This window comes from Mesorhizobium sp. B2-1-1, from assembly GCF_006442975.2.
GTDB lineage: Bacteria > Pseudomonadota > Alphaproteobacteria > Rhizobiales > Rhizobiaceae > Mesorhizobium.
On record NZ_CP083954.1, the window covers coordinates 3,892,077 to 3,917,059 of the forward strand.

30 protein-coding genes are annotated in these 24,983 nt (G+C 62.4%); 16 read left to right on the forward strand and 14 right to left on the reverse strand.

Features of this window, described 5'->3' with window-relative positions; genetic code table 11:
- Positions 1-17: 17 nt before the first annotated feature.
- The 3 genes from FJ972_RS19140 (at position 18) to FJ972_RS19150 (ending at position 1,800) form a co-directional block, all read left to right on the forward strand.
- A complete protein-coding gene (locus FJ972_RS19140) occupies positions 18-1,121 on the forward strand; it encodes an NADH:flavin oxidoreductase/NADH oxidase (RefSeq protein ID WP_140522087.1) in 1,104 nt (367 codons plus the stop codon).
- A gap of 130 nt (positions 1,122-1,251) precedes the next feature.
- Positions 1,252-1,530 (forward strand): DUF982 domain-containing protein, encoded by a 279-nt coding sequence (locus FJ972_RS19145; protein WP_032920128.1) that lies wholly within the window; start codon positions 1,252-1,254, stop codon positions 1,528-1,530.
- A gap of 30 nt (positions 1,531-1,560) precedes the next feature.
- Complete coding sequence (locus FJ972_RS19150; RefSeq protein ID WP_140493732.1) at positions 1,561-1,800, forward strand: DUF2188 domain-containing protein; 240 nt, start codon at positions 1,561-1,563, stop codon at positions 1,798-1,800.
- Between the two features lie 107 nt (positions 1,801-1,907).
- Here FJ972_RS19150 and FJ972_RS19155 read toward each other — a convergent pair whose 3' ends face one another.
- Together FJ972_RS19155 and wrbA are read right to left on the reverse strand one after the other, a co-directional pair.
- Positions 1,908-2,204, reverse strand: coding sequence for a hypothetical protein (locus tag FJ972_RS19155; protein ID WP_140522085.1), 297 nt, complete (start codon positions 2,202-2,204; stop codon positions 1,908-1,910).
- Positions 2,205-2,375: 171 nt separating this feature from the next.
- Positions 2,376-2,975 (reverse strand): NAD(P)H:quinone oxidoreductase type IV, encoded by a 600-nt coding sequence (wrbA, locus tag FJ972_RS19160; protein ID WP_140517663.1) that lies wholly within the window; start codon positions 2,973-2,975, stop codon positions 2,376-2,378.
- A gap of 174 nt (positions 2,976-3,149) precedes the next feature.
- Between wrbA and FJ972_RS19165 the strand changes: the two genes are divergently transcribed.
- The 8 genes from FJ972_RS19165 (at position 3,150) to FJ972_RS19200 (ending at position 11,391) form a co-directional block, all read left to right on the forward strand.
- A complete protein-coding gene (locus FJ972_RS19165) occupies positions 3,150-3,893 on the forward strand; it encodes a competence/damage-inducible protein A (protein ID WP_140522083.1) in 744 nt (247 codons plus the stop codon).
- Positions 3,894-3,974: 81 nt separating this feature from the next.
- Positions 3,975-4,808, forward strand: a complete 834-nt coding sequence (locus FJ972_RS19170) for a universal stress protein (protein ID WP_140493736.1) — start codon at positions 3,975-3,977, stop codon at positions 4,806-4,808.
- Between the two features lie 113 nt (positions 4,809-4,921).
- On the forward strand, positions 4,922-5,422 hold the full coding sequence (gene gpt, locus FJ972_RS19175; protein WP_140493737.1) for a xanthine phosphoribosyltransferase: 501 nt from the start codon (positions 4,922-4,924) through the stop codon (positions 5,420-5,422).
- A 209-nt stretch (positions 5,423-5,631) separates the two neighbouring features.
- The gene (locus FJ972_RS19180) at positions 5,632-6,120 is read left to right on the forward strand and encodes an NUDIX hydrolase (RefSeq protein ID WP_140493739.1); all 489 of its coding nucleotides are present in this window, start codon (positions 5,632-5,634) and stop codon (positions 6,118-6,120) included.
- Positions 6,121-6,227: 107 nt separating this feature from the next.
- Complete coding sequence (locus FJ972_RS19185) at positions 6,228-6,539, forward strand: PilZ domain-containing protein (RefSeq protein WP_140493741.1); 312 nt, start codon at positions 6,228-6,230, stop codon at positions 6,537-6,539.
- A gap of 666 nt (positions 6,540-7,205) precedes the next feature.
- Entirely contained in the window at positions 7,206-10,973 is a 3,768-nt protein-coding gene (locus FJ972_RS19190) for a vitamin B12-dependent ribonucleotide reductase (RefSeq protein ID WP_140522081.1), read from the forward strand.
- Positions 10,974-10,979: 6 nt separating this feature from the next.
- Positions 10,980-11,180: a type II toxin-antitoxin system HicA family toxin gene (locus tag FJ972_RS19195; RefSeq protein ID WP_140517667.1), complete on the forward strand. Its 201-nt coding sequence runs from the start codon at positions 10,980-10,982 to the stop codon at positions 11,178-11,180.
- Positions 11,181-11,184: 4 nt separating this feature from the next.
- Positions 11,185-11,391 (forward strand): type II toxin-antitoxin system HicB family antitoxin, encoded by a 207-nt coding sequence (locus tag FJ972_RS19200; protein WP_140517668.1) that lies wholly within the window; start codon positions 11,185-11,187, stop codon positions 11,389-11,391.
- Between the two features lie 50 nt (positions 11,392-11,441).
- Here FJ972_RS19200 and FJ972_RS19205 read toward each other — a convergent pair whose 3' ends face one another.
- Together FJ972_RS19205 and FJ972_RS19210 are read right to left on the reverse strand one after the other, a co-directional pair.
- Positions 11,442-12,068, reverse strand: coding sequence for a hypothetical protein (locus tag FJ972_RS19205; protein WP_140517669.1), 627 nt, complete (start codon positions 12,066-12,068; stop codon positions 11,442-11,444).
- Complete coding sequence (locus FJ972_RS19210) at positions 12,061-12,582, reverse strand: hypothetical protein (RefSeq protein WP_140517670.1); 522 nt, start codon at positions 12,580-12,582, stop codon at positions 12,061-12,063. Before FJ972_RS19210 ends, FJ972_RS19205 begins: the two co-directional genes overlap by 8 nt.
- A gap of 206 nt (positions 12,583-12,788) precedes the next feature.
- On the opposite strand from FJ972_RS19210, the gene FJ972_RS19215 reads away from it, so the two are divergent.
- Positions 12,789-13,127 carry a hypothetical protein gene (locus tag FJ972_RS19215; RefSeq protein ID WP_224519152.1) on the forward strand — a complete coding sequence of 113 codons (339 nt, stop codon included), beginning with the start codon at positions 12,789-12,791 and terminating at the stop codon, positions 13,125-13,127.
- A gap of 10 nt (positions 13,128-13,137) precedes the next feature.
- Here the strand turns inward: FJ972_RS19215 and FJ972_RS19220 are convergent, their stop codons facing one another.
- From FJ972_RS19220 to FJ972_RS19265, 10 genes are all read right to left on the reverse strand, one after another.
- Entirely contained in the window at positions 13,138-14,112 is a 975-nt protein-coding gene (locus FJ972_RS19220) for a DUF3592 domain-containing protein (RefSeq protein ID WP_226880337.1), read from the reverse strand.
- A 173-nt stretch (positions 14,113-14,285) separates the two neighbouring features.
- Entirely contained in the window at positions 14,286-15,368 is a 1,083-nt protein-coding gene (locus tag FJ972_RS19225; RefSeq protein ID WP_140517671.1) for a GH25 family lysozyme, read from the reverse strand.
- Positions 15,369-15,539: 171 nt separating this feature from the next.
- On the reverse strand, positions 15,540-16,325 hold the full coding sequence (locus FJ972_RS19230) for a phosphodiester glycosidase family protein (protein ID WP_140522079.1): 786 nt from the start codon (positions 16,323-16,325) through the stop codon (positions 15,540-15,542).
- Positions 16,326-16,457: 132 nt separating this feature from the next.
- Entirely contained in the window at positions 16,458-17,084 is a 627-nt protein-coding gene (locus FJ972_RS19235) for a transglutaminase-like cysteine peptidase (RefSeq protein WP_140517673.1), read from the reverse strand.
- A gap of 207 nt (positions 17,085-17,291) precedes the next feature.
- Entirely contained in the window at positions 17,292-18,164 is an 873-nt protein-coding gene (locus FJ972_RS19240) for an undecaprenyl-diphosphate phosphatase (protein WP_140517674.1), read from the reverse strand.
- 257 nt (positions 18,165-18,421) lie between these two features.
- On the reverse strand, positions 18,422-18,619 hold the full coding sequence (locus FJ972_RS19245; RefSeq protein WP_140493757.1) for a hypothetical protein: 198 nt from the start codon (positions 18,617-18,619) through the stop codon (positions 18,422-18,424).
- Positions 18,620-18,863: 244 nt separating this feature from the next.
- Complete coding sequence (locus FJ972_RS19250; RefSeq protein WP_140522077.1) at positions 18,864-19,259, reverse strand: GFA family protein; 396 nt, start codon at positions 19,257-19,259, stop codon at positions 18,864-18,866.
- 162 nt (positions 19,260-19,421) lie between these two features.
- Complete coding sequence (locus FJ972_RS19255; protein ID WP_140493761.1) at positions 19,422-20,378, reverse strand: alpha/beta fold hydrolase; 957 nt, start codon at positions 20,376-20,378, stop codon at positions 19,422-19,424.
- A 207-nt stretch (positions 20,379-20,585) separates the two neighbouring features.
- On the reverse strand, positions 20,586-20,834 hold the full coding sequence (locus FJ972_RS19260) for a ParB N-terminal domain-containing protein (RefSeq protein ID WP_006206067.1): 249 nt from the start codon (positions 20,832-20,834) through the stop codon (positions 20,586-20,588).
- A gap of 128 nt (positions 20,835-20,962) precedes the next feature.
- On the reverse strand, positions 20,963-21,922 hold the full coding sequence (locus FJ972_RS19265; protein ID WP_140493763.1) for a LysR family transcriptional regulator: 960 nt from the start codon (positions 21,920-21,922) through the stop codon (positions 20,963-20,965).
- Positions 21,923-22,057: 135 nt separating this feature from the next.
- Between FJ972_RS19265 and FJ972_RS19270 the strand changes: the two genes are divergently transcribed.
- From FJ972_RS19270 to FJ972_RS19285, 4 genes are all read left to right on the forward strand, one after another.
- A complete protein-coding gene (locus FJ972_RS19270; protein ID WP_140493765.1) occupies positions 22,058-22,840 on the forward strand; it encodes an ABC transporter substrate-binding protein in 783 nt (260 codons plus the stop codon).
- Between the two features lie 62 nt (positions 22,841-22,902).
- Entirely contained in the window at positions 22,903-23,550 is a 648-nt protein-coding gene (locus FJ972_RS19275) for an amino acid ABC transporter permease (RefSeq protein WP_140522075.1), read from the forward strand.
- Between the two features lie 11 nt (positions 23,551-23,561).
- Complete coding sequence (locus FJ972_RS19280; RefSeq protein ID WP_140522073.1) at positions 23,562-24,221, forward strand: amino acid ABC transporter permease; 660 nt, start codon at positions 23,562-23,564, stop codon at positions 24,219-24,221.
- Positions 24,218-24,982 carry an amino acid ABC transporter ATP-binding protein gene (locus tag FJ972_RS19285; protein WP_140493771.1) on the forward strand — a complete coding sequence of 255 codons (765 nt, stop codon included), beginning with the start codon at positions 24,218-24,220 and terminating at the stop codon, positions 24,980-24,982. The genes FJ972_RS19280 and FJ972_RS19285 overlap by 4 nt, the downstream gene beginning before the upstream one ends.
- The last annotated feature ends 1 nt before the right edge of the window (position 24,983 follow it).

Here is a 24,983-nt window from a genome sequence, read left to right on the forward strand (position 1 = left end):
TTCCCGGAGTTTCGTTCATGACCACATCGCTTTTCCAGCCGATCACGCTCGATGGCTTGAGCTTTCCCAACCGCATCGCCGTCGCGCCGATGTGCCAGTATTCGGCCGAGGACGGCTCGGCGAGCGACTGGCATCTCCACCACTGGATGAACCTGGCAATGTCCGGCGCCGGCATGGTCACGGTCGAGATGACCGATGTCGAGCGGCGTGGCCGCATCAGCCATGGCTGCCTCGGCCTCTATTCCGAAGACAATGAAGCCGCTGCGCGCCGCGCCCTGGACGCAGCAAGGCGCGTGGCCGCACCCGGCACCAAATTCGGCACTCAGCTTGCCCATGCCGGCCGCAAGGCCTCGAACCGCAAGCCTTGGGAGGGGGGCGGACCGCTGCAGCCGAACGAGGATCCTTGGCAGACCGTCTCGGCCTCGGCAATCGCCTACGATACCGGCTGGAACGTGCCGCGAGCGCTGGAGGAAGAGGAGATCCTCCAGCTCATCGAGCGGTTCGCCGAGGCGGCGAGGCGGGCCGAACGCGCGGGCTTCGACTTCATCGAGCTGCACGCGGCGCACGGCTATCTGATCTTCCAGTTCCTGTCGCCGCTCTCCAACCAACGCACGGACCGCTGGGGCGGCTCGCTGGAAAACCGCATGCGTCTTGTCGTCGAGATCGCCAAGGCGGTAAAAAAGGCAGCGCCAAACCTGATGCTGGGCGCCCGGCTGTCGGTCAAGGATTGGGTCGATGGCGGTTTCGACGTCGAGGATGCGATCGAAGTGGCGAAAGCGCTGAAGGCCGAAGGCGTCGCTTATCTCTGTTGCTCGAGCGGCGGCAATTCGCCCTTGCAGAAACTGCCCTCCGGCCCCGGCTATCAGGTGCATCTGGCGGAAGCCGTGCGCAGGGGCGCCGGCATCCCTACCCGCGCGGTCGGTCTGATCGACGATCCCAAGCAGGCAGAGGCGATCATCGCCGAAGGCCGCGCCGACATGGTTGCGCTGGCGCGCGCCTTCCTCGCCGACCCGCGCTGGGGGTGGCGAGCGGCCGCCACGTTCAGCGAGACGATCCATCCCGCGCCGCAGCTCGCGCGCTCGGTGACGACGATGCAGCACTGGATGAAGGCGGCGGGCTGAGCGACCCTTCCGAGAAGGGCGGAACGCGTCGTCGAACGACCGCGCAATGGAGCTTCCAAGGAGGTCTGGGACGTTTGGGCGCAGGCTGAGGACACGGTTGCAACCAAATTGACTGCTTTGCGTTGCGGCCATGATGGACAACAAGCCTTTTGAAACACCGGTCGTGGTCGAACTCGGCCATGTCGGCAAATATCGCCACATCCGCAGTACCCAAGAGGCGGCGGAGTGCCTGATGACGGTTTGGCCGCTCAATCGCGGCCCCCGTCATCGTGATGCTCTCGACACTTGCCTCAAAGTGCTGGAAGGTTATCGTTCGACAGCGGATGCGCGCCGGGCCCTTATCGAAGCCGCCAGGGAATCGGAAGTGCTGGTGCCAGACGACAAGCTGTCCGACGACCGCCTGCATTGAGCGGACGGACCTTTAAACCGGAGGTTTTTGATGGCGAAGCTGACTTACAAGATAGTCGAGCATGACGGCGGCTGGGCCTACAAGGTCGGAGCGACCTTCTCGGAGACGTTTCCCACGCATCAGGACGCGTTGCGGGCCGCCGAGATCGCTTCAGCCGAGCAGCAGGTCGCGGGGTCGACGGACGGCATCCAGTACGAGGATGCCGACGGCAAATGGCATGAGGAACTGGCTGATGGACGCGACCGGCCGCAGACCGAGGTTTCCGACTGATCTTTCAGCCCAAAGCCCGATCGCCCCAAAGGCCGGCCGCCCCGGAGCGCCGACCGCGGACGTCGGGAGAGAAAACGTCCTACGGTCAGCAGGGAGCTTACGGCTGATTATTTGCCGCAGTACTGGTCATTGACGTTGCCTTGAGCATTGGCGTCCGGACCTGGAGTGTTGTGAGCACATGGGCCCATCCCACCGGTATTGCCTTGGGTGCTCAACCCGGAGCCGTATACGTTGATGCTCCCGGTGGTGCTCTGGTCGATGGCTGATGAATCCTCATTGCCGAACAGCGACCAATTGTTCCACCAACTGTCATGGTTGTAATACCTGCCGTCAGTCGACTGCGCCATCGCCGATGTGGCAAGACCGGCCGTCAGAACGAATGCCGCGAAAAGTTTTTTGTACATTGGATCACTCCGTTTTGTCTTCGTCGCCTTGGGTGCGACACGGGGCAAACCAGTCATCAGCCGAATGGTTCCTTGAATTCGTTGTGAAGCGTCGGTGAAGCGACGATCCACGGCGTGGACCACAAGCATCGCCAGCAGGAGCAACGCCGGCAGGCACCGGCGGCACAACGATCAGCCGTGCAGCTTCGCGGCGATTTCGGCGACGCGCCCGCCCTGGAACTTCGCGCCTTCGAGTTCCTGCGCCGAAGGCTGGCGCGAACCGTCGCTGTCGCTTGTGGTGGTCATGCCGTAGGGCGCTCCCCCACGCACGACATCGTTGCCCATCTGAGCCTGATAGGCATAGGACAGGGGAACGATGATCATGCCGTGGTGCTGAAGCATGGCCTGGGTGCTGATCAGCGCCAGTTCCGCGCCGCCGTGCTGGGTCGCGGTCGAAGACATCACCGAGCCGATCTTGTTGATCAGCGCGCCCTTGACCCATAGCGGGCCGGTCTGGTCGAAGAAGTTCTTCAGTTGCGCGCACATCATTCCGTAACGCGTCGAGGCGCCGACGATGATCGCGTCATAGTCGCTCAGTTCCAGCGGGCTGGCGATCGCCGCTTCCTGGTCGAGCTTGTAGTGGGCGGCCTTGGCGACCGCTTCGGGCACGAGTTCGGCGACGCGCTTGATGGTCACCTCGGCACCGGCTTCGCGAGCGCCTTCGGCTGCGGCCTTGGCCATCTGCTCCATGTGACCCCAGCTCGAATAGTAGAGAACAAGTACTTTGGCCATTTGCGTCTCCTTGACGTGATGATCCTCGCCCGCCCCAGCCACGCCAGGGTACTTAGGGCGCCAATATTCGGGGAATACCGCGTATGCGGGCACAGTTTGTTCACCGGTCGGATGGCATTGCCGCTGGCCGCGTGCCGCGCTATTTCAGGCGACCCGTTTTTGCCGGAGCCATCGATGCCCGAAATCGTTACCGCCGCCATGCTCGTCATCGGCGATGAGATCCTGTCCGGCCGCACCAAGGACAGGAATATCGGCCATCTGGCTGACATCATGACGGCCATCGGCATCGACCTGAAGGAGGTGCGCATCGTTCCCGATGAGGAAGACGAGATTGTCGCCGCGGTAAATGCGGTGCGGGCTCGCTATACCTATGTGTTCACAACCGGCGGCATCGGCCCGACCCATGACGACATCACAGCCGATTCGATTGCCAAGGCCTTCGGCGTGCCGTGCGAATACGATGCCAAGGCCTATGCCCTGCTGGAAGCAAGCTATGCCGCTCGCGGCATCGAATACACCGAGGCCCGCAAGCGCATGGCCCGAATGCCGCGCGGCGCCGACCATATCGACAATCCGGTGTCGGTCGCGCCCGGATTCCGCATCGGAAATGTCCACGTGATGGCGGGCGTGCCCTCGATCTTCCAGGCCATGCTCGACAATGTCGTGCCGACGCTGAAAGCCGGCACGAAAATGCTGTCGGCAGCGGTGCATTGCCCGTTCGGCGAAGGTCTCGTCGGCGGGCCGCTGGGCGAGATCCAGAAAGCGCATCCGGACACGATCATCGGCTCCTATCCGAAATACGGCGACGGCAAGTTCTGGACCGAACTGGTGGTCCGTGCCCGCAGCCAGCAGGCCCTGGACGCTGCGCGCGCCGATGTCGAGGCGATGGTGGCCGGCTTTGCCAGCAGCGCGAGCTGATCCGGTCCAGGCCGGAACCAAGCACAACGCGGCGACGTTTCCTTGCCGCGGGCGGATCGCTCGCAAAATGAGGGGATCACCATGCGCTTCAAGACCATCGTCGCCATTCTGCAGAACGAGCAGGACGCGGAGCGCGTGCTCGACTTCGCCATTCCGCTTGCCGGCCGCTTCCAGAGCCATCTGATCGGCATCCACGCCGAAGCGCTTCCGGTGCCCTACACGTCGGCCACCGGCTTTCCCGACACCGAGTTCCTGCAGGTTTCGGCCGACATGAACCGCGAACGGGCCGAAAAGCTGCGGGCCGCGTTTCTCAGGCATATCGAGAATTCCGGCCTGTCCTTCGAATGGCACAGCCTGGAGAGTTTTTCCGGCGACAGCGCCCTGACCGGCATTTCAAGCGTGCGTGCCGCCGACCTGATCATCGCCGCGCAGCGCGAGACGGGCGGCGATGCGAGCGCCGACGTCGACACACTGGTCTACGACGCCGGACGGCCGGTGCTGGTAGTGCCGCACCTGGGTCCACTGATCACCACCTTCAAGCGTGTGCTGCTTGCCTGGAACGGCAGCAAGGAGGCCGCACGCGCCGCCTTCGATGCGCTGCCCTTCATCATCGAGGCCGACAAAACCGACATTCTGGTCATCGATCCGCCGGACACGCTCGATGAACGCCCCGAGGCCGCCGGAGCGGAAATCGCTTCCGCCTTGTCGCGTCATGGCGCCAGCGTGAGTGTCTCGGTGCAGAGATCGGGCGGCACCTCGGTCGACGAGGTGATCCAGACCAGGATCGCGGAGACCGGCGCCGATTTGCTGGTGCTTGGCGCCTACAGCCACTCGTGGCTGCGCCAGCTCCTGTTCGGCGGAGTGACGCGCTCCGTGCTGCGCACCGCGCCGGTGGCGGCTTTCCTGTCGCGGTAAGTTCACAGTGTCGTTTGCGGCCGCTCTTGCCAAGCGCGAGGTTTTCCAGTTACTTCCGCGCGCATTCCCCTGTTTTCTGCGCGCGACCGCGCGTGCTGCGGAGTGCGCGAAAGATGTCCCTTCCCGAAAAAGCCTTTCCCGTCTCCTGGGACCAGTTCCACCGCGATGCGCGCGCGCTCGCCTGGCGGCTTGCCGGCACCAACAAGGCGCAATGGAAAGCGATCGTCTGCATCACGCGCGGCGGCCTCGTGCCGGCGGCGATCATCTCGCGGGAGCTTGGCATACGCGTTATCGAGACGGTCTGCGTCGCCTCCTATCATGACTACAGCAGCCAGGGTCAGCTGCAGGTGCTGAAGGAGGTCACGCCGGCCCTGCTTGCCGACGACGGCGCGGGCGTGCTGATTATCGACGACCTGACCGACACCGGCAAGACGGCTGGCATCGTGCGCGCCATGATGCCGAAGGCGCATTTCGCCACCGTCTACGCCAAACCGAAGGGGCGGCCGCTGGTCGATACTTTCGTCACCGAGGTCAGTCAGGATACCTGGATCTATTTTCCCTGGGACATGGGCTTCACCTACCAGAAGCCGATCGCCGACGATCACGCCGGCTGATTCGCGGCAAGCAACCTGCTGCAAATCGAGCCGCAGGGAAGTCTCATCCACTAGGCAAAGGGTCTCGCGAGGCTGGCTGGCGCGCGGAAATCGGCGTCTATTGGCGAAAATCGGCCATCCTGATGAAAGTTTTTACTTTTATTGCCGACAATTGGCCGTAAGATTCGTGAGACGGCAAACGATTCTGGAGGCTGGGGCTAGCTTCTCCGATGCTGACGAGGCCAACGACGCACAACCATCTGGCCGAAAGGGTCCGGCGACTCTTCGGCACCGCGCCGTGCCGTCTGCAGGTAGCCGCCCTGCCCTGGCGCGAAACCGGAAACAGCGTCGAGATCATGCTGATTACCAGCCGCGATACCGGCCGCTGGGTGCTTCCGAAGGGCTGGCCTGAAGCCAGGGAGCCGCTTTGCGAAGCCGCGGCGCGCGAGGCTGTCGAGGAAGCCGGACTGCGCGGGACGATCTCGCATCTCGAGGCCGGCCGCTACTTCTACGCCAAGGCCCTGGCCTCCGGCGAGGAAGTGCCATGCGAGGTATTGGTGTTCCCGCTGCATGTCGACAAGGTCGCCGACCATTGGAAGGAAAAACGCTCCCGCACCCGCAAATGGGTCAGTTCGAGCGAAGCGGTGCGCATGGTCAACGAACCGGATCTTTGCCAGATCATCGCCTATTTCTGCGCCGACCCGCGTCGGTTTGCCTGAACCGGGACCGGCCGCGCCACCAAGCAGCTCGGACGGGGGCGCCTGCGGCGTGAATGCTTTTCTAATGAAGACGTAATAGGATCTGATCCGATCCTGGCGTTTTACCGATGACAAATCCCGCAAATCCCAATCCAGAGAGATCCGACGAGCACAAGCGCGAGCATCGCCAGCGCGTGCTCAAGGGCGGCACGATCATCACGGGCATCTCGAATTCGGAAGTTGGCTGCACGCTGCGCAATCAAAATGAAGGTGGCGCCGAACTCAAGGTTCCGCCCGAAGCAACGATTCCGGATCATTTCCTTCTCTATGTGCCCGTCGACGGCATCGGCTATCGATGCGAGGTCCGCTGGCGCCGCAACGGCCGGATCGGGGTGCACTTCACCGGAACCGAGCCGAAGCCCAGGACGCATTACGGCTGATCCGCGACGTCGGATGCGCCAGATGGTCTGTGCCTGGATCACGCCCCGGAGCCGTCGCGAAGCCTGACAAGCGCGTCTTTGTCCCCTCGGCCGGGGGCTACCGCGGCAGCTCCATTCTATCCCCGTTATCCACATGTGTGACACACAAGATGTTGAGGTCACAAAAGCTACGCAAACGAATCCTTGACGGCGCAAAACGAGTCGCCTTTTATAGGCCATGCGCTCCTGTTGAGAGCGCGACCGGAAAGTTCTGAGCCCGGTCTTTTTCCCGGATTATGTGCGTTTTTCCCCACATTTCCGCCTGTTTACGAGGCTGGCGGAAGCGTTGGGATTGTGGGGCGTGGGCGATAAAAGGGAGAATTGTCGGACTGGAATAAATTGTCTGTTAACACTATATTTAGTGTTTGCAGGCAGGTTCGACGCTAGATAATGTGAATTTCCCTCGAGTGAGGGAATCGGAAAAAATCAGTTTTGAGGGACCCGCGGGTTCGTCGGTGAGTTGGACAGGCGCTTCGCAAGAAGTTTGACCAGCAAGGCGGACGAAGACCGCGAAAATGGAGAGCCGGCCGTTTTCGAACGCCGGCAGACGGCGGACATGCGCGTTTCGCATTGGGAGCAGAAATCTCCTGACGAAAGCGCTATATATAGACAAAAGGGACCGGACCAATGCGCATCGAGCGTCGTTTCACCAGACAGGGACAATCGGCTTACGCGGAGATCGAATTCCGCAAGGCGCTCTCCGAGATCAAGAATCCGGATGGCTCGGTGGTGTTCCGCTTGGACAATATCGACGTGCCGGCGCAATTCTCCCAGGTCGCCGCCGACATCCTGGCGCAGAAATATTTCCGCAAGGCCGGCGTCCCCGCGCGGCTGAAGAAGGTCGAGGAGAACGATGTTCCCTCCTTCCTGTGGCGCTCAGTCGCCGACGAGGCCGAACTTGCCAAGTTGCCGGAAGCCGAGCGCTACGGGTCCGAGATCGACGCCCGCCAGGTCTTCGACCGGTTGGCCGGCACCTGGACCTATTGGGGCTGGAAGGGCGGCTATTTCAAGTCGGAGGAAGACGCGCGCGCCTTCCGCGACGAGCTTGCCTATATGCTGGCCACCCAGCGCGTGGCGCCGAACTCGCCGCAATGGTTCAACACCGGCCTGCACTGGGCCTATGGCATAGACGGCCCGAGCCAGGGCCACTTCTATGTCGACCCGTTCACCGGCAAGCTGACGAAGTCGAAATCCTCCTACGAGCACCCGCAGCCGCATGCCTGCTTCATCCAGGGCGTGCAGGACGACCTCGTCAATGAGGGCGGCATCATGGATCTGTGGGTGCGCGAGGCGCGCCTGTTCAAATACGGCTCGGGCACCGGCTCCAATTTCTCGCTGCTGCGCGGCGAGGGCGAAAAGCTGTCCGGCGGCGGCCGTTCGTCCGGCCTGATGAGCTTCCTCAAGATCGGCGACCGCGCCGCGGGCGCCATCAAGTCGGGCGGCACGACGCGCCGCGCCGCCAAGATGGTCATCGTCGACGCCGATCACCCCGACATCGAGGAATTCATCGACTGGAAGGTCAATGAAGAGCAGAAGGTCGCCTCGCTGGTGACCGGCTCCAAGATCGTCAAGAAGCATCTCGAAGCGATCATGAAGGCCTGCGTCAACTGCGAAGGCCATGACGACGACTGCTTCGACCCCGCCGTCAACACCGCACTGAAGCGCGAGATCAAGGCGGCCAAAAAGGACGCGGTGCCGGAGAACTATATCTACCGCGTCATCCAGTTCGCCAAGCAGGGCTACATCTCGATGTCGTTCAAGACCTACGACACCGACTGGGATTCCGACGCCTACCTCACCGTGTCGGGCCAGAACTCCAACAATTCGGTGTCGCTGAAGGACAATTTCCTGCGCGCCGTCGAGGATGATGCCGACTGGCATCTCACCGCCCGCAAGGACGGCAAGGTGCTGAAGACGCTGAAGGCCAGGGATCTCTGGGAAAAGATCGGCTACGCCGCTTGGGCATCCGCCGATCCGGGCCTGCACTTCAACACGACGATGAACGACTGGCACACCTGCGCATCCGCCGGTGCGATCCGGGCATCCAACCCGTGCTCGGAATACATGTTCCTCGACGACACGGCCTGCAATCTCGCCTCGATCAATCTGCTCCCCTACCGCAATGCCGACGGCACGATCGACATCGCTGCCTATGAGCATACGGTGCGGCTATGGACCATCGTGCTGGAAATCTCGGTCATGATGGCGCAGTTCCCGTCGAAGGAGATCGCCAAGCTCTCCTACGACTACCGCACGCTGGGCCTCGGCTATGCCAATATTGGCGGCCTGTTGATGACCTCGGGCATTCCCTACGATTCCGATGAGGGCCGCGCCATCTGCGCCGCGCTCACCGCCGTCATGACCGGCACCGCCTACGCCACCTCGGCGGAGATGGCGTCCGAGCTCGGCGCCTTCCCCGATTACGACCGCAATGCGCAGAACATGCTGCGCGTCATGCGCAATCATCGCCGCGCCGCCTATGGCGACAAGGACGGCTACGAGAAGCTGGCCGTCAACCCGGTGCCGCTGGTCGCTTCCGACCTCAAGCAGCAGGAGTTGGCGACGCACGCCAAGGCTGCTTGGGACCGCGCCATCGAACTCGGCGAGGAGCACGGCTATCGCAACGCGCAGGCGACCGTCATCGCGCCGACCGGCACGATCGGGCTGGTCATGGATTGCGACACAACAGGCATCGAACCCGACTTCGCGCTGGTGAAGTTCAAGAAGCTCGCCGGCGGCGGCTATTTCAAGATCATCAACCGCGCCGTGCCGGAAGCGCTGCGCACGCTGGGCTATTCGGAAAGCCAGATCGCCGAGATCGAGGCTTACGCCGTCGGCCATGGCAATCTCAACCAGGCGCCCGGCATCAACCCCGGCTCGCTCAAGGCCAAGGGCTTCACCGACGACAAGATCGCGGCGCTGAATGCCGCGCTGAAGTCGGCCTTCGACATCAAGTTCGTCTTCAACCAGTGGACGCTGGGCGCCGACTGGGTGAAGGAGACCTTTGGCTTCACCGACGAGCAGCTCAACGACTTCTCGTTCGAGATGCTGCCGGCGCTGGGCTTCTCCAGGAAGGACATCGAAGCCGCCAACATCCATGTCTGCGGTGCGATGACGCTCGAGGGAGCGCCCTTCCTCAAAGCCGAACACCTTCCCGTGTTCGACTGCGCCAGCCCCTGCGGCAAGATCGGCAAGCGCTCGCTGTCGATCAACAGCCACATCCAGATGATGGCGGCGGCACAGCCTTTCATTTCCGGCGCCATTTCCAAGACCATCAACATGCCGAATGACGCCACGGTGGAGGACGCCAAGAACGCCTACATGCTGTCGTGGAAGCTGGCGCTGAAGGCCAACGCGCTCTACCGCGACGGCTCGAAGCTCTCGCAGCCGCTCAATGCCTCGCTGCTCGCCGATGGCGAGGAGGACGAGGACGAGGCGATCGAACAGTTGGTCGCCGCGCCTGCCGCGCAGCGTGCGGTGCAGGTCACCGAAAAGATCGTCGAGCGCGTCGTGGAGCGTCTCTACCGCGACCGCGAAAAACTGCCGAACCGCCGCAAGGGGTATACGCAGAAGGCGGTCGTCGGCGGCCACAAGGTCTACCTGCGCACCGGCGAGTTCGACGACGGGCGTCTCGGCGAGATCTTCATCGACATGCACAAGGAAGGCGCTGCCTTCCGGGCGATGATGAACAATTTTGCCATCGCCATCTCGCTCGGCCTGCAATATGGCGTGCCGCTGGAGGAATTTGTCGAAGCCTTCACCTTCACCAAGTTCGAGCCGGCCGGCATGGTGCAGGGCAATGACGCGATCAAGAACGCGACGTCGATCCTCGACTACGTGTTCCGCGAACTTGCGGTCTCTTATCTCAACCGCCACGACCTCGCCCATGTCGACCAGTCGGATTTTGACAAGACGGCACTTGGCCGCGGCATCACCGAAGGCAAGGCCACGCCGTTCTCCAAGGGCCTTTATCGCGGTGCCTCGCCGGTCAAGCTGGTGTCGGGCGCCGAGCCTAAGGGATTTGGCGGGTCTGGCCCGGCCACGGCCCCTGCCCGCGTGGCGCCGACGGCCTTCTCTGGCTCCAACGTGCTGGCGCTGAAGCCGGCGAGCGACGAGGCCATCGCCTACAAGCGCGACTATGAGGAACGCGCCAGGGAACTGGTCGAGGACATCGCCGAGGAGGAAGCCGAGGCTTCGGGTGCCGAGGGGCTGTTCTCCAACGCCGCCGCGCACGAAGCCGCGGAAGCCAAGGCGCTCGCCGCCACCCGGCGCCAGCAATCGCTGATGCAGGGCTACACCGGCAACGAATGCTCGGAATGCCACAACTTCACCATGGTGCGGAACGGCACCTGCGAGAAGTGCGATACGTGTGGAAGCACGAGCGGGTGCAGCTGAGAGCTGATGCCGCCTCGGCTTACAGTCCGCGAAGTCATTCGCTTGCTGGAGACCGATGGCTGGTATCTGGTTGCAACCAAGGGCAGCCATCGCCAATATAAGCACAAGATAAAAGCCGGCCGCGTCACCGTGGCCGGCAAGTCGTCTGAAGAGGTTGCACCAGGGACATTGAACAGCATCCTCAAGCAGTCCGGGTTAAAGGAGTGACGACATGCGTTACGCTGTGGTGATTGAAAAAGCAGGAGATAATTTTTCTGCTTATGTGCCGGACCTGCCCGGCTGTATCGCGACCGGCGCGACGGTGCCTGAGGTGGAAACCGAGATTCGCGACGCAATACGCTTTCATATCGAGGGCTTGCGTGCCGATGGGTTGGATGTGCCCGAAAGTGTCAGCCTGGCAGAATATGTAGAGGCATAGAAGGCGCCGCTGCGATCCTTCCAATCCAGATCAGCCTCTGACCTCAGCACCTATTCCGCCGGCAACACTCGCAGCGTCTGCTCATCAAACAGCGGCTCGTCCTGGCCAATCCGGACAAACAGCAGCTTTTGCGCCGCACCCGCCGGTATCTCGAAATACTGGATGCCATCGGGCATCTCGCCCCAGTCGCCGCAGGGCGGTTCGGGGACCTCGTTGGGGTCGGCAAGTGCCTTCAGCTCTTTCGCGTAGGCGGCGTCGGGGCTGAATGTATAGCGTTTGACACCGGCGGGCACGGTTCCTTCCGTGTAGGGGGCGAGCACGCAGCGTGCGCCGACGGCGTTGTCGGTCTTTTCCAGGAACAGCCGCTGCAACGCGGCTTCGGCAGTTTCGCCGGGCTTGATGTCGAATACCTCAACCAGAGGATCGGCCGCGCCGCCATCGCTGTATTTGACGGCGAGCGCCTCGCCTGCGAACTCAAAGTGGATCTGGCGGAAACCGAAATCGCAGCGCTGCACCCAGGCGGCGAGCCCGACGGTTTTGTCGGTCAGCCTTTCCCAGGCGCATTTGTCGATGGGCGGGCGCGACGGCGCCGGTTCATCCGCTCGTGCCACGGCCGATATTGCCACGGACGCAAACAGGGCGCTGCCCCAGACGATCGATATCATGGCGCTATTCATCGCTGCATCCTGTCAAAGTGAAGACATCCCACGCCGAGCCACCGGGGTTGGCGTTGGCGAAGTCGACCCAATCGGTGAAAGCCACGCCGAAATCCGGCAGCAGCAGCCCTTTCGGCGCCGGCGTCGCTTCGCGCGAGTTCAACTGCTCGGCGCCGCCTCCGGTCAAGGCATAGACTTGGCCCTCCCATATCCTGCACAGGCCGCTGCCGTCCTGCAGCCCCGCTTCGCGGTCATCGTCGGTGCAGGGATGGCGGATGGTGCCGAGCGGCAACGAATTCCTGCCGTTGGTCCAGGTGATATCGGCCGGGAGGCGGATATCGGTCTTGGGCACGGCCAGCGAAAACACCTGCGCCGTCAGTGCCGCCGGCTCATTGGCGAGCGGCCGGAATTGCATGACCGCACCGGAGCGCTGCTCCCGATAGGTGGCATGGCTCAGCAAGCATTCCCCGGCGTTCGCCACCTGCATCGAACTGAGCAGACCCGCGAAGACGAAGGCCAGTTTACGGGTGATCATCAAATGTCCCTGGGAAAGCGTTGTGAAAGCCAAATGCTGGCCGCATACCGTCCCGCACAGTCGCATCATCCACGCAAAAGCATAAGCGAAATCCGGAACGGCTGCATTGTCGGCTCCTTGGACGAAAACTTATCTCTCGCAACCCAACAGCCTGTATGGTCGAGCGCACTGATCGAGGGGTGGTGATGCGACGTTTGGTGATTACGATGGCAATGTCCGCATTCGCGACTGGTGCTGCGCTGGCGGCGTCGCCCTATGTCGGGACTTGGTCCAGCGACCGACTGAACTGCCACGCGGCCGCCGACATCCAACGCCAGACCGTCTACTCCGTAGACCGAGCGGCCCTGTCGCTGCCCGAGTTCGGCTGCGAGCACGCGTCATTTCGCAAGTCGCCGACCGGCTGGGTGGTACATGCTAGCCGGTGCTACGGATCGTACCCGTCACTGGAGGAGCCCTTCACTCGTGTCATCCATATCGAGAGGCATGGCGCCACGATGCGGTTCACCTGGCCTGGCTTCGACAGCGGACTTCTTGTGCATTGCTGAGGCGTTCGCGTCAGACCAGCCCGACCAGAAAAGCAGCGCTGCCGAGAAAGCCAACCGAACAGACCCACAGCACCCACAATCCGAGCACCCTGCATTCGAGCACCGCCGAAGCAGGGTTGGCGGGGTCATAGTGCACGTCCACCTTGGTGCCCTCGACATAGCACCGCGCCTGAGCCCCGACGAGGCCTGGCAACGAAGCCGTCACGCTGGCGCCGAAAGCGACGCGATCGGCACTGTATCGCTGGCCGGCGACGCCATAGCTGTAGACGATGCGGGATTTGAAAACAGTACGCCAGGGCCGATAGCTCCCGGTCCGCTCGCGGGTTTTGATCGCCTGCAGGCCCGACGCGTCGATGCGGCCGACGGCGACCGGCCATTTTGCCGCCTGCTCGGCCATCGATTTCTGGACGAAGCCCATGCGCAGGACAAACAGGCCCATGAACAGCAACAGAGCCGCCGCACCGACATACTGCGGCTTGGGCAAATACGGGCCGATCGCCTCCAGGACACCGCCGACGGAAAACACCAACACCAGGGCGCCGACCACCAGCCCGGCGGAAAGCTGCACCATGAATTTGAAGGCGCCCTCCGGCATGGTGCGCTCGATCACGGCCTTGGCCGGATCGACAGGGTTATAGAAGACGGTCACGGCTGCGCCGCGGGGAAATCGCGCAAGGGTTTCGGCGACTTCGAAATTCCCCAGATTTTCCTGCACGCTGTAGTGCGAACTCTGAAATGTCTTCTTATCCACCTTGTACTCGAAGGTGATCGCCGGAAAATTGCGGATCTCGGTGGAATCGCTGCTGTCAGACCCGGAGCCGGAGCTTCGGACCTCGCGCGCTTCGACGCGCGAGGAGATGATCTTTCCCGGCGCCGGCAACCAGCGGCTGACCGCTTTGACCTCTCGCCATTTCAGGAAAGTGACGATCGACAGCCCGCCGGCGACCGCGCAGGCAAAGCCGACCAACAGAAATTTGAGTTCCAACTCATCTCCCCCGGAGTTCAGGAGCCCGCACATAGACATCATGACGACGGCAATGTCTTGCTTATTCGCTGAAACGGCCGAAGCCTCCGCGGATGCTCATCATCGTCTCCCATTTGCTGGCCAAACCGGCGGAGACCTGGGAGAGCGAAGCACGCCAAGCCTGATGGCTTGTTTCAATCCGCGTCGGCCACCATCTGCCGGCCGCCGGCCCAGGCGCGCCATTGGCGCTCGTCGCCGTGGAAGACGTTGAGGTCGATGCGGCCGGTGACGCCATGCGATAGGCCGGAGCCGGAATATTGCCAGAACAGCCATTTGCGGCCGGGATAGACCTTTGAGGGGTGCTGCGCCACGGCGCGCAGCCAGAACGAATAATCGAGGAATTCGCCGCGAAGATTGTCGCGGTAGAAATCGGGCGCGGTGTAGATGATGGGCCGCTGGCCGTAATGGCGTTCAAGCTTGTCCATGAACACCTGCATCTTCTCCAGCACCTTTTCGCGCGACGGCCGCCGCTTGCAGCTGGATTCGCCATTCCATTCGACATCGATCACCGGCGGCAAGGCGCCCTCGACCCTGGGCACGTTGCGGATGAACCAGTCGGCCTGCTCGCCGGCGGTGCGGCACCAGTAGAAGAAGTGATAGGCGCCGCGCTTCAGCCCTGCGGCGTCGGCGTTGCGCCAATTCCTGGTGAACATCGGATCGAGATGGTCGCCGCCGTCGGTCGCTTTAATATAGGCGAAATTGGCGCCCTGGGCGCGCAGCTTCTCCCAGTTGACGTTGCCTTGCCAGCGCGACACGTCGACGCCATGCACGGCAAGGTGTCGCGGCGAAGAGCGGCCGAAATTGATCGGCTTGGCATCGCGAAAGCCGTAGCGCGTGACAGGCCCGGCCAGCATCGGCGGTGCCGCCCGTGACAAGAGCTTCGGCGGCGATACAAGCGCCGCCGGCTCGACGACCGGCGGCTCGACGCTGTCCGGCAGGTCGGGCGCCGGAAACGCCACCGTCTCTTCCTCCGCCAGGCCGTAAGGTCGGACATTCTCGTCCACCGGCATGGCTTCCGCCATCCTGCGTTCGGCTGCCATTCTCCGTTCGGCCTTGGTCACTGGGGCGGATGCGATCGGCGCGCTTGGTCGCACCACCGAGTTGGTGATCTCGTTCGACGGCTTCTGGATGTCCAGCGCGTCCATGCCGGATGTCGACGAGCAGCCGGCAAGGCACAGCGTTGCGATCACGAAACTGACGGCGCCTGGTAACCGCATCTGGACCTGTACTCAAACACAACAGACCGAAGGCAACGGCCGACGGACAAACCAGGTCTAGTTATGAACGAGAAATTACCAATAAAGATTGAATCAAGTTTTTAAGCATGTTGGGCACGGTTCCGAGTGTCGGCCGTGCGCGGTGACAAGCGCAATCTAGGCCTGCCGATCCTATCGCCTGAAGACGCCGATCATCGGCCCCAGGTTCCAGTAGTCGTCATTGCGGCCGATGGCCGGCGCGAGCAGGCTCGATATCGACCCGTCGAGGAACAGCGCATTGTCGCAGCCGAGCCCGTCGCGAAACAGGCGTGCGAATGCATGGAATGTCACCGTGCCATTCGAAATGGCGAAGACGACGACGCCGTCCTTTCGCACCCCGACACCGTCGCGCGTCTTGCGCGAGGTGCTGTCGGCCCGGAATTTCTGGTGCAACTTGCCGTTGATCACCAGCATCGGCCCGGACTGCGTGGCATAATCGGTGGGCGGACGCTTCTCTAAGAAATCCCTTGTCGCGCGGACCGCGGCCTTGCCGTCGCTGATGTAGAAAATAGCATTGGGCTGGAGCGAAAAATTGCCGCTTCCCGACCCGACCTTCGCCGAGGCCAGTTCCTGCCCGCGCTCGACATACAGGCCGACCGGCGCGAGGTTTGGATGGTACATTCCGGCATTGATGGCGAACAGCATCGTGCGCCCGGCCCGCCGCTGGGCATCGTCGAGATTGTGCAGCGATTGATAGGGCTTGCCGGCCGGATCCTTCCAGAACAATTCGATCCGATATTGCCTGGGATCGACCTCGCAGACCAGGTAGCTGGTGACCTCGAAGACGAAATCGCGGCACGGCGGCAACGAGGCGAACCATTGGCCGACTCCCATGCCGATCGCCGCCGCCGACGGCAGCGCGGTCTTGATCAGCGCGAGCAGTAATGGCGCGGATTGGAGGACAGTCAAAAGATCCATGCGCGCACCGGATTGCCGGTTCCAACGAGCCGCCGCCAGCATTCGCCGGCACGACGCAAGAACGGTCCCAAGCGGGAATGGATCAAACGGCCAAGGTCGAAGTGCGGCTGCCGACGCAAGACATCGGCGACATCATTGAACAGAGCTGACGAGCCGCTCGTCGCCGCCAAGGATGGAAACCCAGCGACCGCTGTTGTCGCTCGCCTGTCTCTTCAGGTAGCGATAGCCTGTCTGGTTCCAGAGGCGAACCTTGTCGCTGAGATTGTCGAGGACGAAATCGCCCTTGTCGGTGCGCACCGTAAGCACGGCGTGGCCTTCGCCGTCCGGCTTGCGCACCACCGTCATCAGCAGATTGGCGATTGCAATGCCGGCGGCCTGGAGCTCGCGCTGCTTTTCAAGCGCGTAGTCTTCGCAGTCGCCAAACCCGTTATCGGGGTAGGCCCACCACTCATCCTTGCCGTAGTTGTCCATGTCGCTCATCGGCTTGACGCGGGTGTTGACCGAGAGATTTACGGCGGAAATTTCCCGCAACAGCTGGCCGGTCATGCTCTCCGGAGCGTTGGCGGGCGAGCGGATGGAGCATTCGGCAGAATGGACCTTGCAAAAATCATAGTGCCCGATCGGCTGGGAGGTTTGCCCGCCGATAGTCATGGAAAGCGGTCCCGCATTCGCCAAACCCGCGGCCGAACAAAAAGCCGTCAGCGCCAACGCAAACCCCAAACCCCTCGCCTTGCGGCGCCAACCCACCGAGGATGCCATACGGCCCCACCCATCTATTTTTGTTAACAGAACGTTAAAGATGGATTTTGCCTGGAGTCAATGAAGGCGGCCGATCACATCTTTGGCGATCGACGCATGCCCGACCGGGGTTGCGCCGAAGCAACACCGGCTCGCACATTCCTGGAGTTGCCTTTTAGTCCCTTGTTTGACGCCGCGGAAAACCGCTGCGCGCTTTCCGGCATTGCTTCAGGCAAGCCATCCCATCGCCAGGCCCAGCAGCAAGGCGATGCCGAGCACGCCGCGATAAATGACGAAAGGCCAGGCTGAGAAGCGTTCCAGCACGCGCATCAGGCCCCATATGGCGAAGAAGGCGGATAGCGAGGCGACGACCAGGCCGACCGCGAGGATCGACCAGCCATGGGCATCGAGATGGGCCTTGTGCAGTTCCCAGAGCTCCTTGAGACCGGCGAGTGCGATGGCCGGCAGCCCCAGCAGGAATGAAAAGCGCGCCGCTTCTTCCCGCTTAAAGCCGAGCCCCAGTGCTGCCGTCAAGGTCGAACCGGACCGCGAGACGCCCGGGATCAATGCGCCGATTTGGGCGATGCCGACGAGCAGCGCATCGGCCATGGAGGCCTGGCCCATGGTGCGCGCATGGCGGGCACGGAGTTCGGCCAGCGCCAGCAGGAGTGCCATGACGATGCAGGCCCAGCCGATGACCCCGAGGCCGCGCAGCGGCGAATTGCAGGCGTTGAGAAGGCCAGACAGAGCCACGCCGGCGATGACGATCGGGATCGTCGCCAGCACGATCCAGAGCGCCAGCCGGAAATGTCGGTCGGCCAAATCGCGCCGTTTCAAGGCACTGACCGAACCGGACAGGATGTCCCTGACATCGTTCCAGAAGTAGCTGATCACCGCGGCGAGGGCCGCAAGCTGCATGGCGGCGGAGAAAGCGGAGCCGGGATCCTGCCAGCCCAGCATCGCCGGGACGACGCGCATGTGGGCGGTCGAGGAAATTGGCAGCAGTTCGGTGATGCCTTGCACCAAGCCGAGAAATGCGACCTTGGCGTAGCCCAGGCCGACAAAGCCCATGTCCATGCCTTGCATGCAGCTGTCGGCCATGTCGAATTCCATGTCAGAGAGATCGGAGTTGCGCGGGGAACGACTGGGGCGATCGGCCCCTGGGCAAGCCATACCGCCATGGGACGGAAAATCAATTTACGGATTTGTGAACTGGCACCCGGGAATGGGCGTCAGCGAGTGCGGAAGGCGCGTTCGAATATCAACACCGCGCCGCCTCGGCGCGTTGGCAGCACCAGGCAGTGGCCAGACCGGCCCGGCGGGTCGGCCTGCAAAAACTGGAGGAAATCACGATGCGATCAGGGGCACAGCCAGAGTTTCTGGCACGCCCTGGCGATCACGTGCGCCGGCGGCACAACCGGCTCCTCGACGGAAGGCCGACGCGCCCGTTCGAGCAGCATGCGCACCTGTTCCGGGCGCACACGATCGCGCTCCATCACAAGCAGGACCATCGGATCGCTCAAAAGCTCGTCCAGGGTACTGATGCTGTCGTTCATCCGTCGTCTCCTCGAATGCCGGCCCGCACCGGTTAAATAGGGAGACAATGATGGCTCGCCAATGACGCTTTGCCGGCTTTCGCGTGACTGTTTCGGTTATTTCGTGACTGTTTCGATTAATTTTTGTCACGGTCACGTAATTTCACCCTTCTGTTGGCCCGCTTCATCCGGCACAGCTCATCGGTTTCGGCGCTCAAGCGCCGATCCACCTTCTTTCATAAGGCGGGAAGGGAGGCCGGAGACCTCAGGCAGGCGGCGCGCCTTCGTGCTGCGGCAAGCCGTCATCGAGCGCCACCCAGGGCTGCTTGGAGGCGGTCCAGATGTGCATCTGCGGTTTGAAGACGGATGGATCGTCGAGTGACCCGGTGGTGACGCCTATAATGCCGGCGGCATCGCGCCGCGAAAACATCGTCGTACCGCAGCTTGGGCAAAACCCGCGTTTAATATCCGGCGAGCTGTTCGCGGTCGCCAACGGCCCTTCGACCGTCACATCGTCGATGCGAAACAGCACACGCGCATTGAAGGCGGCGCCGATCGCCTTTTGACAAAGCCGACAATGGCAGATGCGTTCCTTGACGGGCTCGACGTCGGCGCGATAACGCACCGCCCCGCACAGGCATCCGCCCTGATAGTTAGCCATTGCCGCGTCCGTTCCTGAGAAGATTTGATGCGAGACTATCGACGCCCGACATCGGGTCAATTCAATAGCATTGATGCGATCCCATCGACGGCTGCGATGGCTGCGGCGACAAAAACTGCCGGCCGCCTCGAAGGAGACCGCCGGCAGCCAGTGCCGGGCAAGCTATTCGGTTTCGCCGACCACCTCATCCCAGCTCTTCACCTTGGTCTCACCGTTGAGGAACGGCAGCGCGGCGGCCGTCAGCTCTGGAGCGAAGAAGACGTCGTAGTGGGTCCGGTTGGGCAGGATCGCCAGGCGGTTCCGCGACAGGTTTTCACGCATCCAGCCGGCGTCCTTCAAACCGCCGCCGAGCATCTGGTAGAACTTGATCTCGTGCTCGGGCTTGTACATGTCGCTGTCGCCGTAGGCCAGCATGACCGGCATCTTCAGCTTGGGAACATCGGCCGAGTAGTCGTAGTTCTGGCGCATGAAGTTGCCGAGCGTGTCGAGCAGCTTCGGGAACTCCTCGGGATGCGGCGCCACGGCGACGTAGGATTTGTACATCGGCGTGTCCTTCATGAAATCGGCCGCTGCCGCGCTCACCTGCGCCTGCTGGGGACGCATCTCGTCATAGAAACCGTCGGCGGCATAGCCGGTCGAGACCAGCACAAGCCGGCGCACCGCTTCGGGGTGCTGGACGGCCATCCGGAAGGCGACACCGCCGCCCAGAGAATAACCCATGACGTCGACCTCGCCGTAACCAAGCCGTTTGACGATATCAGCCATGTCGTCGCCCATCGCCTCCAGCGTGAACGGCCGGTCGCCAAGCGCGGTGCGGCCATGGCCTTGCAGGTCGACGGTGATGACAGTGCGATGTTCGGCAAGCTTCGGCAGAATGGGGGCGAACATGTCCGCTGTGCCGAGACCGCCATGCAGCAGAAGCAGCGGCTCGCCTTTGCCGTGGACGGCATAATAGTAATTCAGGCCGTTGATCGGCAGCAGGCCGGATTTTTCAGGCTTCGGCGGTGTCTTCGCTTCGGTCGTCATGGCAGATTTTACCTCGTTTGCGTTGGCGATGCCCGGACAGGCGAGAAGCGCCGCGGCCGAAGCAAGAATGGCGAAAAGCAGGGCTTTGGACATATCGATCTCCTCCAGTCTGTCCGTGTGTCGGTGCGTTCTTGAGCTGGCTGGTGCATCGGCCCCAACCTGGGCGAAAACCGATCGAGAATATTGGTCTGACCCGGCTTCCGTCCCAAGGACGAACCAGCGAAATGCAAACCGACATCATCAAGGAGAAATTCCGGGGCTTTCCCGTGGATGGGGATCAACGGCGAAATCGAGGACGCGTCAGTGGCGCTTGGCTTGCACCAGATAGGCATCGATCTCGGTCTCGCCGAGCCACTTGGCCGCTTCCAGCCGATGCAGGCCTTCTACCAGGATATGACGCTTGCCGTCGTGACGGACCTGGATCGGCATCTTCATGCCATTTTCCAGAATGTCCTCGGCGAGATGACGGACCGTCTCGGGATGCAGCGTCTTCTTACGCGCCGTCGGCACGTAGATGTCGTCGACCTTGACCTTCTGCACTCTGAGCATGTCGACCCCCCGAGCGGAACGCCGCCTTGTCCTGAGATAGTCGCTTTGTTGACGAGGGCCAAGGGCGTGGCGACGAATAGGGCGGAGGCAACCGTGTTTGTCTGCCGCCGCGCAGTCGATATTGCGTATCAGCCTTTGTAGATACGGTCCTCGAGCGGCGTCTCGGCAATCAGCGCCTGCAGCCCTGACAGCAACGCCTTCTCGGCGCGGTTCATCGCCTTGTCCGGATTGACCAGCAGGAAGATATCGATGGCCGGCGGCGCATCATAGGGCGGCAGCCGCCACAGCGCGCCGTCGGCCACATCGCGCCGCGCCACATGCAGCGGCAGCGGGCCGATGCCGAGCCCGGCGACGATCATGCGCCGCACCTCCTCCAGGCTCGACGAAACGCCCACGACATCGGCGTTCAGCCGTGCTTCGCTACGCAACAGTGCGACCGGCCGCAGCGCATCCGAAATATGGTCGGTCTGGAACGATACTGACGGCTCGTCGCGGAGATCGGCGAGTGTCAGTCCGGTTTGCCCATAGAGCCTGTGCCGCGGCCCGCAAAAGAAGCCGAAGAACTCGCGATAGACCATGTCGTATTGCAGCGCCGGATCGCGCTGGCTGACCAGGCAGACGCCAAACGAAGCACGGCGCTCCCTCACCTGCTTGGCCACTTCGGTGCTTGCCGCGACCGAAATGGTGATGCTGGCGCGCGGATAGTTGCGGTGGAATTCCGACAGCGCCCGATCGAACAGCGGCGAGACCACATGGCTGGCGGTCGCGATCATGACGTGGCCGGTGACATCGTCGCTGATGCCGCGCATCAAGAGCGGCAGCTGCGATATGGTGCCGAACACCTCGATGCTCTGCTCGTAGAGAAGCCGTCCAACCTCGGTGAGCTCGAAGCGCGTCGCATCGCGTTCGACCAGCCGCCGGCCGACCCGGTCTTCCAGCCGCCGCAGCGCATTGCTGACGCTTGGCTGCTTGAGGTTCAGCCTCTCGGCGGCACGCGTGATGCTCTTCACCTCCGCGATGACGACGAATGTCCGCAAAAGGTTCCAGTCCAGATCCCAGACCAGCCGTTCGGGGCGCGGCAATGCCATTCCTGATATCTATGCTCCCTATTTCCATTATCTATTTGCGCAATGCTACCGCAAAGGCAATCATTGCCGTCAGGAGTGCGCCCCAACGCCTCCCAAGAACAAGCCTTCGCGCTCCATCCAGAGGACAGGTTTCAAATGAACAAGGTATTTTCCGGCATTGCCGTCGCGGCGCTGCTGTTTGCGTCTTCCTTCGCTAACGTCTCGGCCAGGGCCGATGACCTCGAGAAGGTCAAGGCGGCGGGCGAATTGAAGATTTCCATGAGCGGGCAGTATCCCCCCTTCAACTTCGTCAACGACCAGAACGAGGTCGTCGGCTTCGACGCCGATATCGGCAAGGCCATCGCCGAGCGTATCGGTGTCAAGGGCACCATCATCACGACCGCCTGGGACGGCATCATCGCCGGCCTGCTCGCCAACAAATACGACACCGTGGTCGGCTCGATGACGATCACGCCGGAGCGTGAGAAGGTGGTCGATTTCGTCGGCCCCTACTATCACGCCGGCCGTGCGGTTTTCGTCAACCAGGATTCCAAGGTGCAGAGCCTCGACGAACTCAAGGGCAAGACCCTTGGCGTGACGCTCGGCGAAACGCATGAGAAATGGGCGCGCCAACAGGGCGGCTGGGACATCCGCACCTATAAGGGGCTGCCGGAATTGCTGCTGGAATTGAAGGCGGGCCGCGTCGACGCCATCGTCGTCGACAACATTCCGGTCATGGTCGCCGTCAAGGAGACCGGCGAGAAGGTACGCAAGCTCGACACGCCGGGTATCGAAGGCGGCAGCGTCGCCATCGGCATCGCCATCCGCAAGGACAATCCCGAGCTCAAGGCCGCCATGCAGAAGGCGCTGGACGGCATGATGGCCGATGGTACCTACGAGAAGATATCGATGCACTGGGTCGGCAGCGACATCCGCTAACTTCGCCAGGCTTCGGCGGTCCAGGCCGCCTGAAGCCGAAAGCCACTGCGCCGGGCCATTCCATGGATTTCTCCTTGATGCAGCGCGTCTTCCCGTTCTTCGTGGAAGCCGCCTTGGTGACGCTGGAACTGACAGCGCTGGCCCTGGTTCTGGGGCTGGCCGTGGCAGCACTTGCCGCGACCGCAAGAATGTCGAGATCGACGATCCTGCGGGCCGTCGGCACGCTCTATGTGAGCCTGTTTCGCGGCACACCGTGCCTGATCCAGCTCTTCGTGCTCTATTTCGGCGGCCCGCAGATCGGCATCAATCTGGATCCGTTCGCGGCCGGCGTGATCGGCCTCGGCCTCAATATCGGCGCGTATATGGCGGAATCAATCCGGGGCGCGGTGGTGGCGGTCGACCGCGGCCAGACGGAGGCAGCCCGCACGATCGGATTCGGCCGGTTCCAGACCTTGCGCAAGGTGGTGCTGCCGCAAGCCGCCAGGCTGATGATCCGCCCGCTCGGCGTCAACACGGTTGCGCTGCTGAAAGGCTCGGCCCTGGTGTCCACCATCTCGGTCGTGGAATTGACCTACACCGCGCAGCGCTTCATCGGCTCCACCTACAAGCCGTTCGAAATCTTCGGCGTCGCGGCCCTGCTCTACATGATCATGGTCTATGCCGTCGCCCGCATAGTCGACATGCTCGACAAACGCTTCGCGATCGTCTGAGGCAGAACACGATGCAAGGCCTGGATTTCACAGTCATCGCGCCCTACTGGGATCTTCTGCTGACCGGCGCCTGGTGGACATCAGTGCTGACGGTCTCGGCGGGAGCGCTTAGCTTCGCCGGCGGCATCTTCTTTGCGGTTGTCGTACTCTACGCGCCGGCAATCCTGGCCTACCCCGTGCGCGCCTTCATGTGGGTGTTCATGGGCACGCCGCTGCTGTTGCAGCTCTTCCTGATCTATTTTGGCCTGGTGCAGGTCGGCATCGACATCCCTGCCCTCGTGGCCGGCATTGTCGGCCTTGGACTGCATTTTGCCGTCTACAATGCCGATGTCATCCGCGCGGGCATCGTGGCCGTCGATGTCGGCCAGACGGAAGGTGCACGCAGCATCGGCTTCGGCAAGTGGCAGACGCTGCGCCATGTCGTGATACCGCAGGCCATCCGCAACACGGCGCCGCCGATCGGCAGCAATTTGATCGCGCTGTTGAAGGAATCCTCCATCGTCTCGGTCATCGGCATTGCCGAGCTGGTTCACTCGGCGCAACTGGCGATCAGCGAAACGTTTCGCCCTTTCGAATTCTACATCACTGCCGCCGCGCTCTACTACATTCTCAACCTCGCACTCGAAGCGGCCCTGCATAGGTTCGAAAGACATGTGGAGGTTTCCCGATGAGCACGCAGCGGCCGATGGTCGAGGTCCGCGGCGCACGCAAATCGTTTGGCGCCGTCGAGGTCCTCAGAGGTATCGACCTATCGGTCGAACGTGGGCAGATCGTCGCAATCATCGGCCCGAGCGGCTCCGGCAAGAGCACGCTGCTGCGTTCCATCAACCATCTCGAGGGTTTGAACAGCGGTGAGGTCTGGCTGGACGGCCTGCAGGTCAACCAGAAGCTGCATGGCCAGGCGTTCGAAAGGCACATCAACAAGGTGCGCCAGCAGATGGGCATGGTGTTCCAGCACTTTAACCTGTTCCCGCATTTGACCGTGATCGAGAACATCACGATGGGGCCGGTGATCCTGAAAAGCATGCCGAAAGCCGAAGCTCGTGCGCTGGCGCTTGGTCTTTTGTCCAAGGTCGGGCTCTCCGACAAGATCGACGCCTATCCCTCGCGTCTTTCGGGCGGGCAGAAGCAGCGCGTCGCGATTGCCCGCGCGCTGGCCATGCAGCCCAAGGTGATGCTGTTCGACGAGGCCACCTCGGCGCTCGATCCGGAGCTGGTCGACGAGGTCAACGCGGTGATGAAGCAGCTTGCCGCCGAGCACATGACCATGCTCATCGTAACGCACGAAATGCGCTTTGCCGGCGAAGTGGCCGACAGGGTGCTGTTCATGGATGGCGGCGTGGTGGTGGAAGAAGGCCCGCCGGGCGACATCTTCCGCGCCCCGCAAAAAGAACGCACCCGCACCTTCCTCAAGAAATACCTTTCCGCCTGAG

Coding starts and splice junctions, on each gene's coding strand:
- FJ972_RS19140 (WP_140522087.1), top strand. CDS start 18: ATGACCACATCGCTTTTCCAGCCGATCACGCTCGATGGCTTGAGCTTT.
- FJ972_RS19145 (WP_032920128.1), top strand. CDS start 1,252: ATGATGGACAACAAGCCTTTTGAAACACCGGTCGTGGTCGAACTCGGC.
- FJ972_RS19150 (WP_140493732.1), top strand. CDS start 1,561: ATGGCGAAGCTGACTTACAAGATAGTCGAGCATGACGGCGGCTGGGCC.
- FJ972_RS19155 (WP_140522085.1), bottom strand. CDS start 2,204: ATGTACAAAAAACTTTTCGCGGCATTCGTTCTGACGGCCGGTCTTGCC.
- wrbA (WP_140517663.1), bottom strand. CDS start 2,975: ATGGCCAAAGTACTTGTTCTCTACTATTCGAGCTGGGGTCACATGGAG.
- FJ972_RS19165 (WP_140522083.1), top strand. CDS start 3,150: ATGCCCGAAATCGTTACCGCCGCCATGCTCGTCATCGGCGATGAGATC.
- FJ972_RS19170 (WP_140493736.1), top strand. CDS start 3,975: ATGCGCTTCAAGACCATCGTCGCCATTCTGCAGAACGAGCAGGACGCG.
- gpt (WP_140493737.1), top strand. CDS start 4,922: ATGTCCCTTCCCGAAAAAGCCTTTCCCGTCTCCTGGGACCAGTTCCAC.
- FJ972_RS19180 (WP_140493739.1), top strand. CDS start 5,632: ATGCTGACGAGGCCAACGACGCACAACCATCTGGCCGAAAGGGTCCGG.
- FJ972_RS19185 (WP_140493741.1), top strand. CDS start 6,228: ATGACAAATCCCGCAAATCCCAATCCAGAGAGATCCGACGAGCACAAG.
- FJ972_RS19190 (WP_140522081.1), top strand. CDS start 7,206: ATGCGCATCGAGCGTCGTTTCACCAGACAGGGACAATCGGCTTACGCG.
- FJ972_RS19195 (WP_140517667.1), top strand. CDS start 10,980: ATGCCGCCTCGGCTTACAGTCCGCGAAGTCATTCGCTTGCTGGAGACC.
- FJ972_RS19200 (WP_140517668.1), top strand. CDS start 11,185: ATGCGTTACGCTGTGGTGATTGAAAAAGCAGGAGATAATTTTTCTGCT.
- FJ972_RS19205 (WP_140517669.1), bottom strand. CDS start 12,068: ATGAATAGCGCCATGATATCGATCGTCTGGGGCAGCGCCCTGTTTGCG.
- FJ972_RS19210 (WP_140517670.1), bottom strand. CDS start 12,582: ATGATCACCCGTAAACTGGCCTTCGTCTTCGCGGGTCTGCTCAGTTCG.
- FJ972_RS19215 (WP_224519152.1), top strand. CDS start 12,789: ATGGCAATGTCCGCATTCGCGACTGGTGCTGCGCTGGCGGCGTCGCCC.
- FJ972_RS19225 (WP_140517671.1), bottom strand. CDS start 15,368: ATGCGGTTACCAGGCGCCGTCAGTTTCGTGATCGCAACGCTGTGCCTT.
- FJ972_RS19230 (WP_140522079.1), bottom strand. CDS start 16,325: ATGGATCTTTTGACTGTCCTCCAATCCGCGCCATTACTGCTCGCGCTG.
- FJ972_RS19235 (WP_140517673.1), bottom strand. CDS start 17,084: ATGGCATCCTCGGTGGGTTGGCGCCGCAAGGCGAGGGGTTTGGGGTTT.
- FJ972_RS19240 (WP_140517674.1), bottom strand. CDS start 18,164: ATGGCCGACAGCTGCATGCAAGGCATGGACATGGGCTTTGTCGGCCTG.
- FJ972_RS19245 (WP_140493757.1), bottom strand. CDS start 18,619: ATGAACGACAGCATCAGTACCCTGGACGAGCTTTTGAGCGATCCGATG.
- FJ972_RS19250 (WP_140522077.1), bottom strand. CDS start 19,259: ATGGCTAACTATCAGGGCGGATGCCTGTGCGGGGCGGTGCGTTATCGC.
- FJ972_RS19255 (WP_140493761.1), bottom strand. CDS start 20,378: ATGTCCAAAGCCCTGCTTTTCGCCATTCTTGCTTCGGCCGCGGCGCTT.
- FJ972_RS19260 (WP_006206067.1), bottom strand. CDS start 20,834: ATGCTCAGAGTGCAGAAGGTCAAGGTCGACGACATCTACGTGCCGACG.
- FJ972_RS19265 (WP_140493763.1), bottom strand. CDS start 21,922: ATGGCATTGCCGCGCCCCGAACGGCTGGTCTGGGATCTGGACTGGAAC.
- FJ972_RS19270 (WP_140493765.1), top strand. CDS start 22,058: ATGAACAAGGTATTTTCCGGCATTGCCGTCGCGGCGCTGCTGTTTGCG.
- FJ972_RS19275 (WP_140522075.1), top strand. CDS start 22,903: ATGGATTTCTCCTTGATGCAGCGCGTCTTCCCGTTCTTCGTGGAAGCC.
- FJ972_RS19280 (WP_140522073.1), top strand. CDS start 23,562: ATGCAAGGCCTGGATTTCACAGTCATCGCGCCCTACTGGGATCTTCTG.
- FJ972_RS19285 (WP_140493771.1), top strand. CDS start 24,218: ATGAGCACGCAGCGGCCGATGGTCGAGGTCCGCGGCGCACGCAAATCG.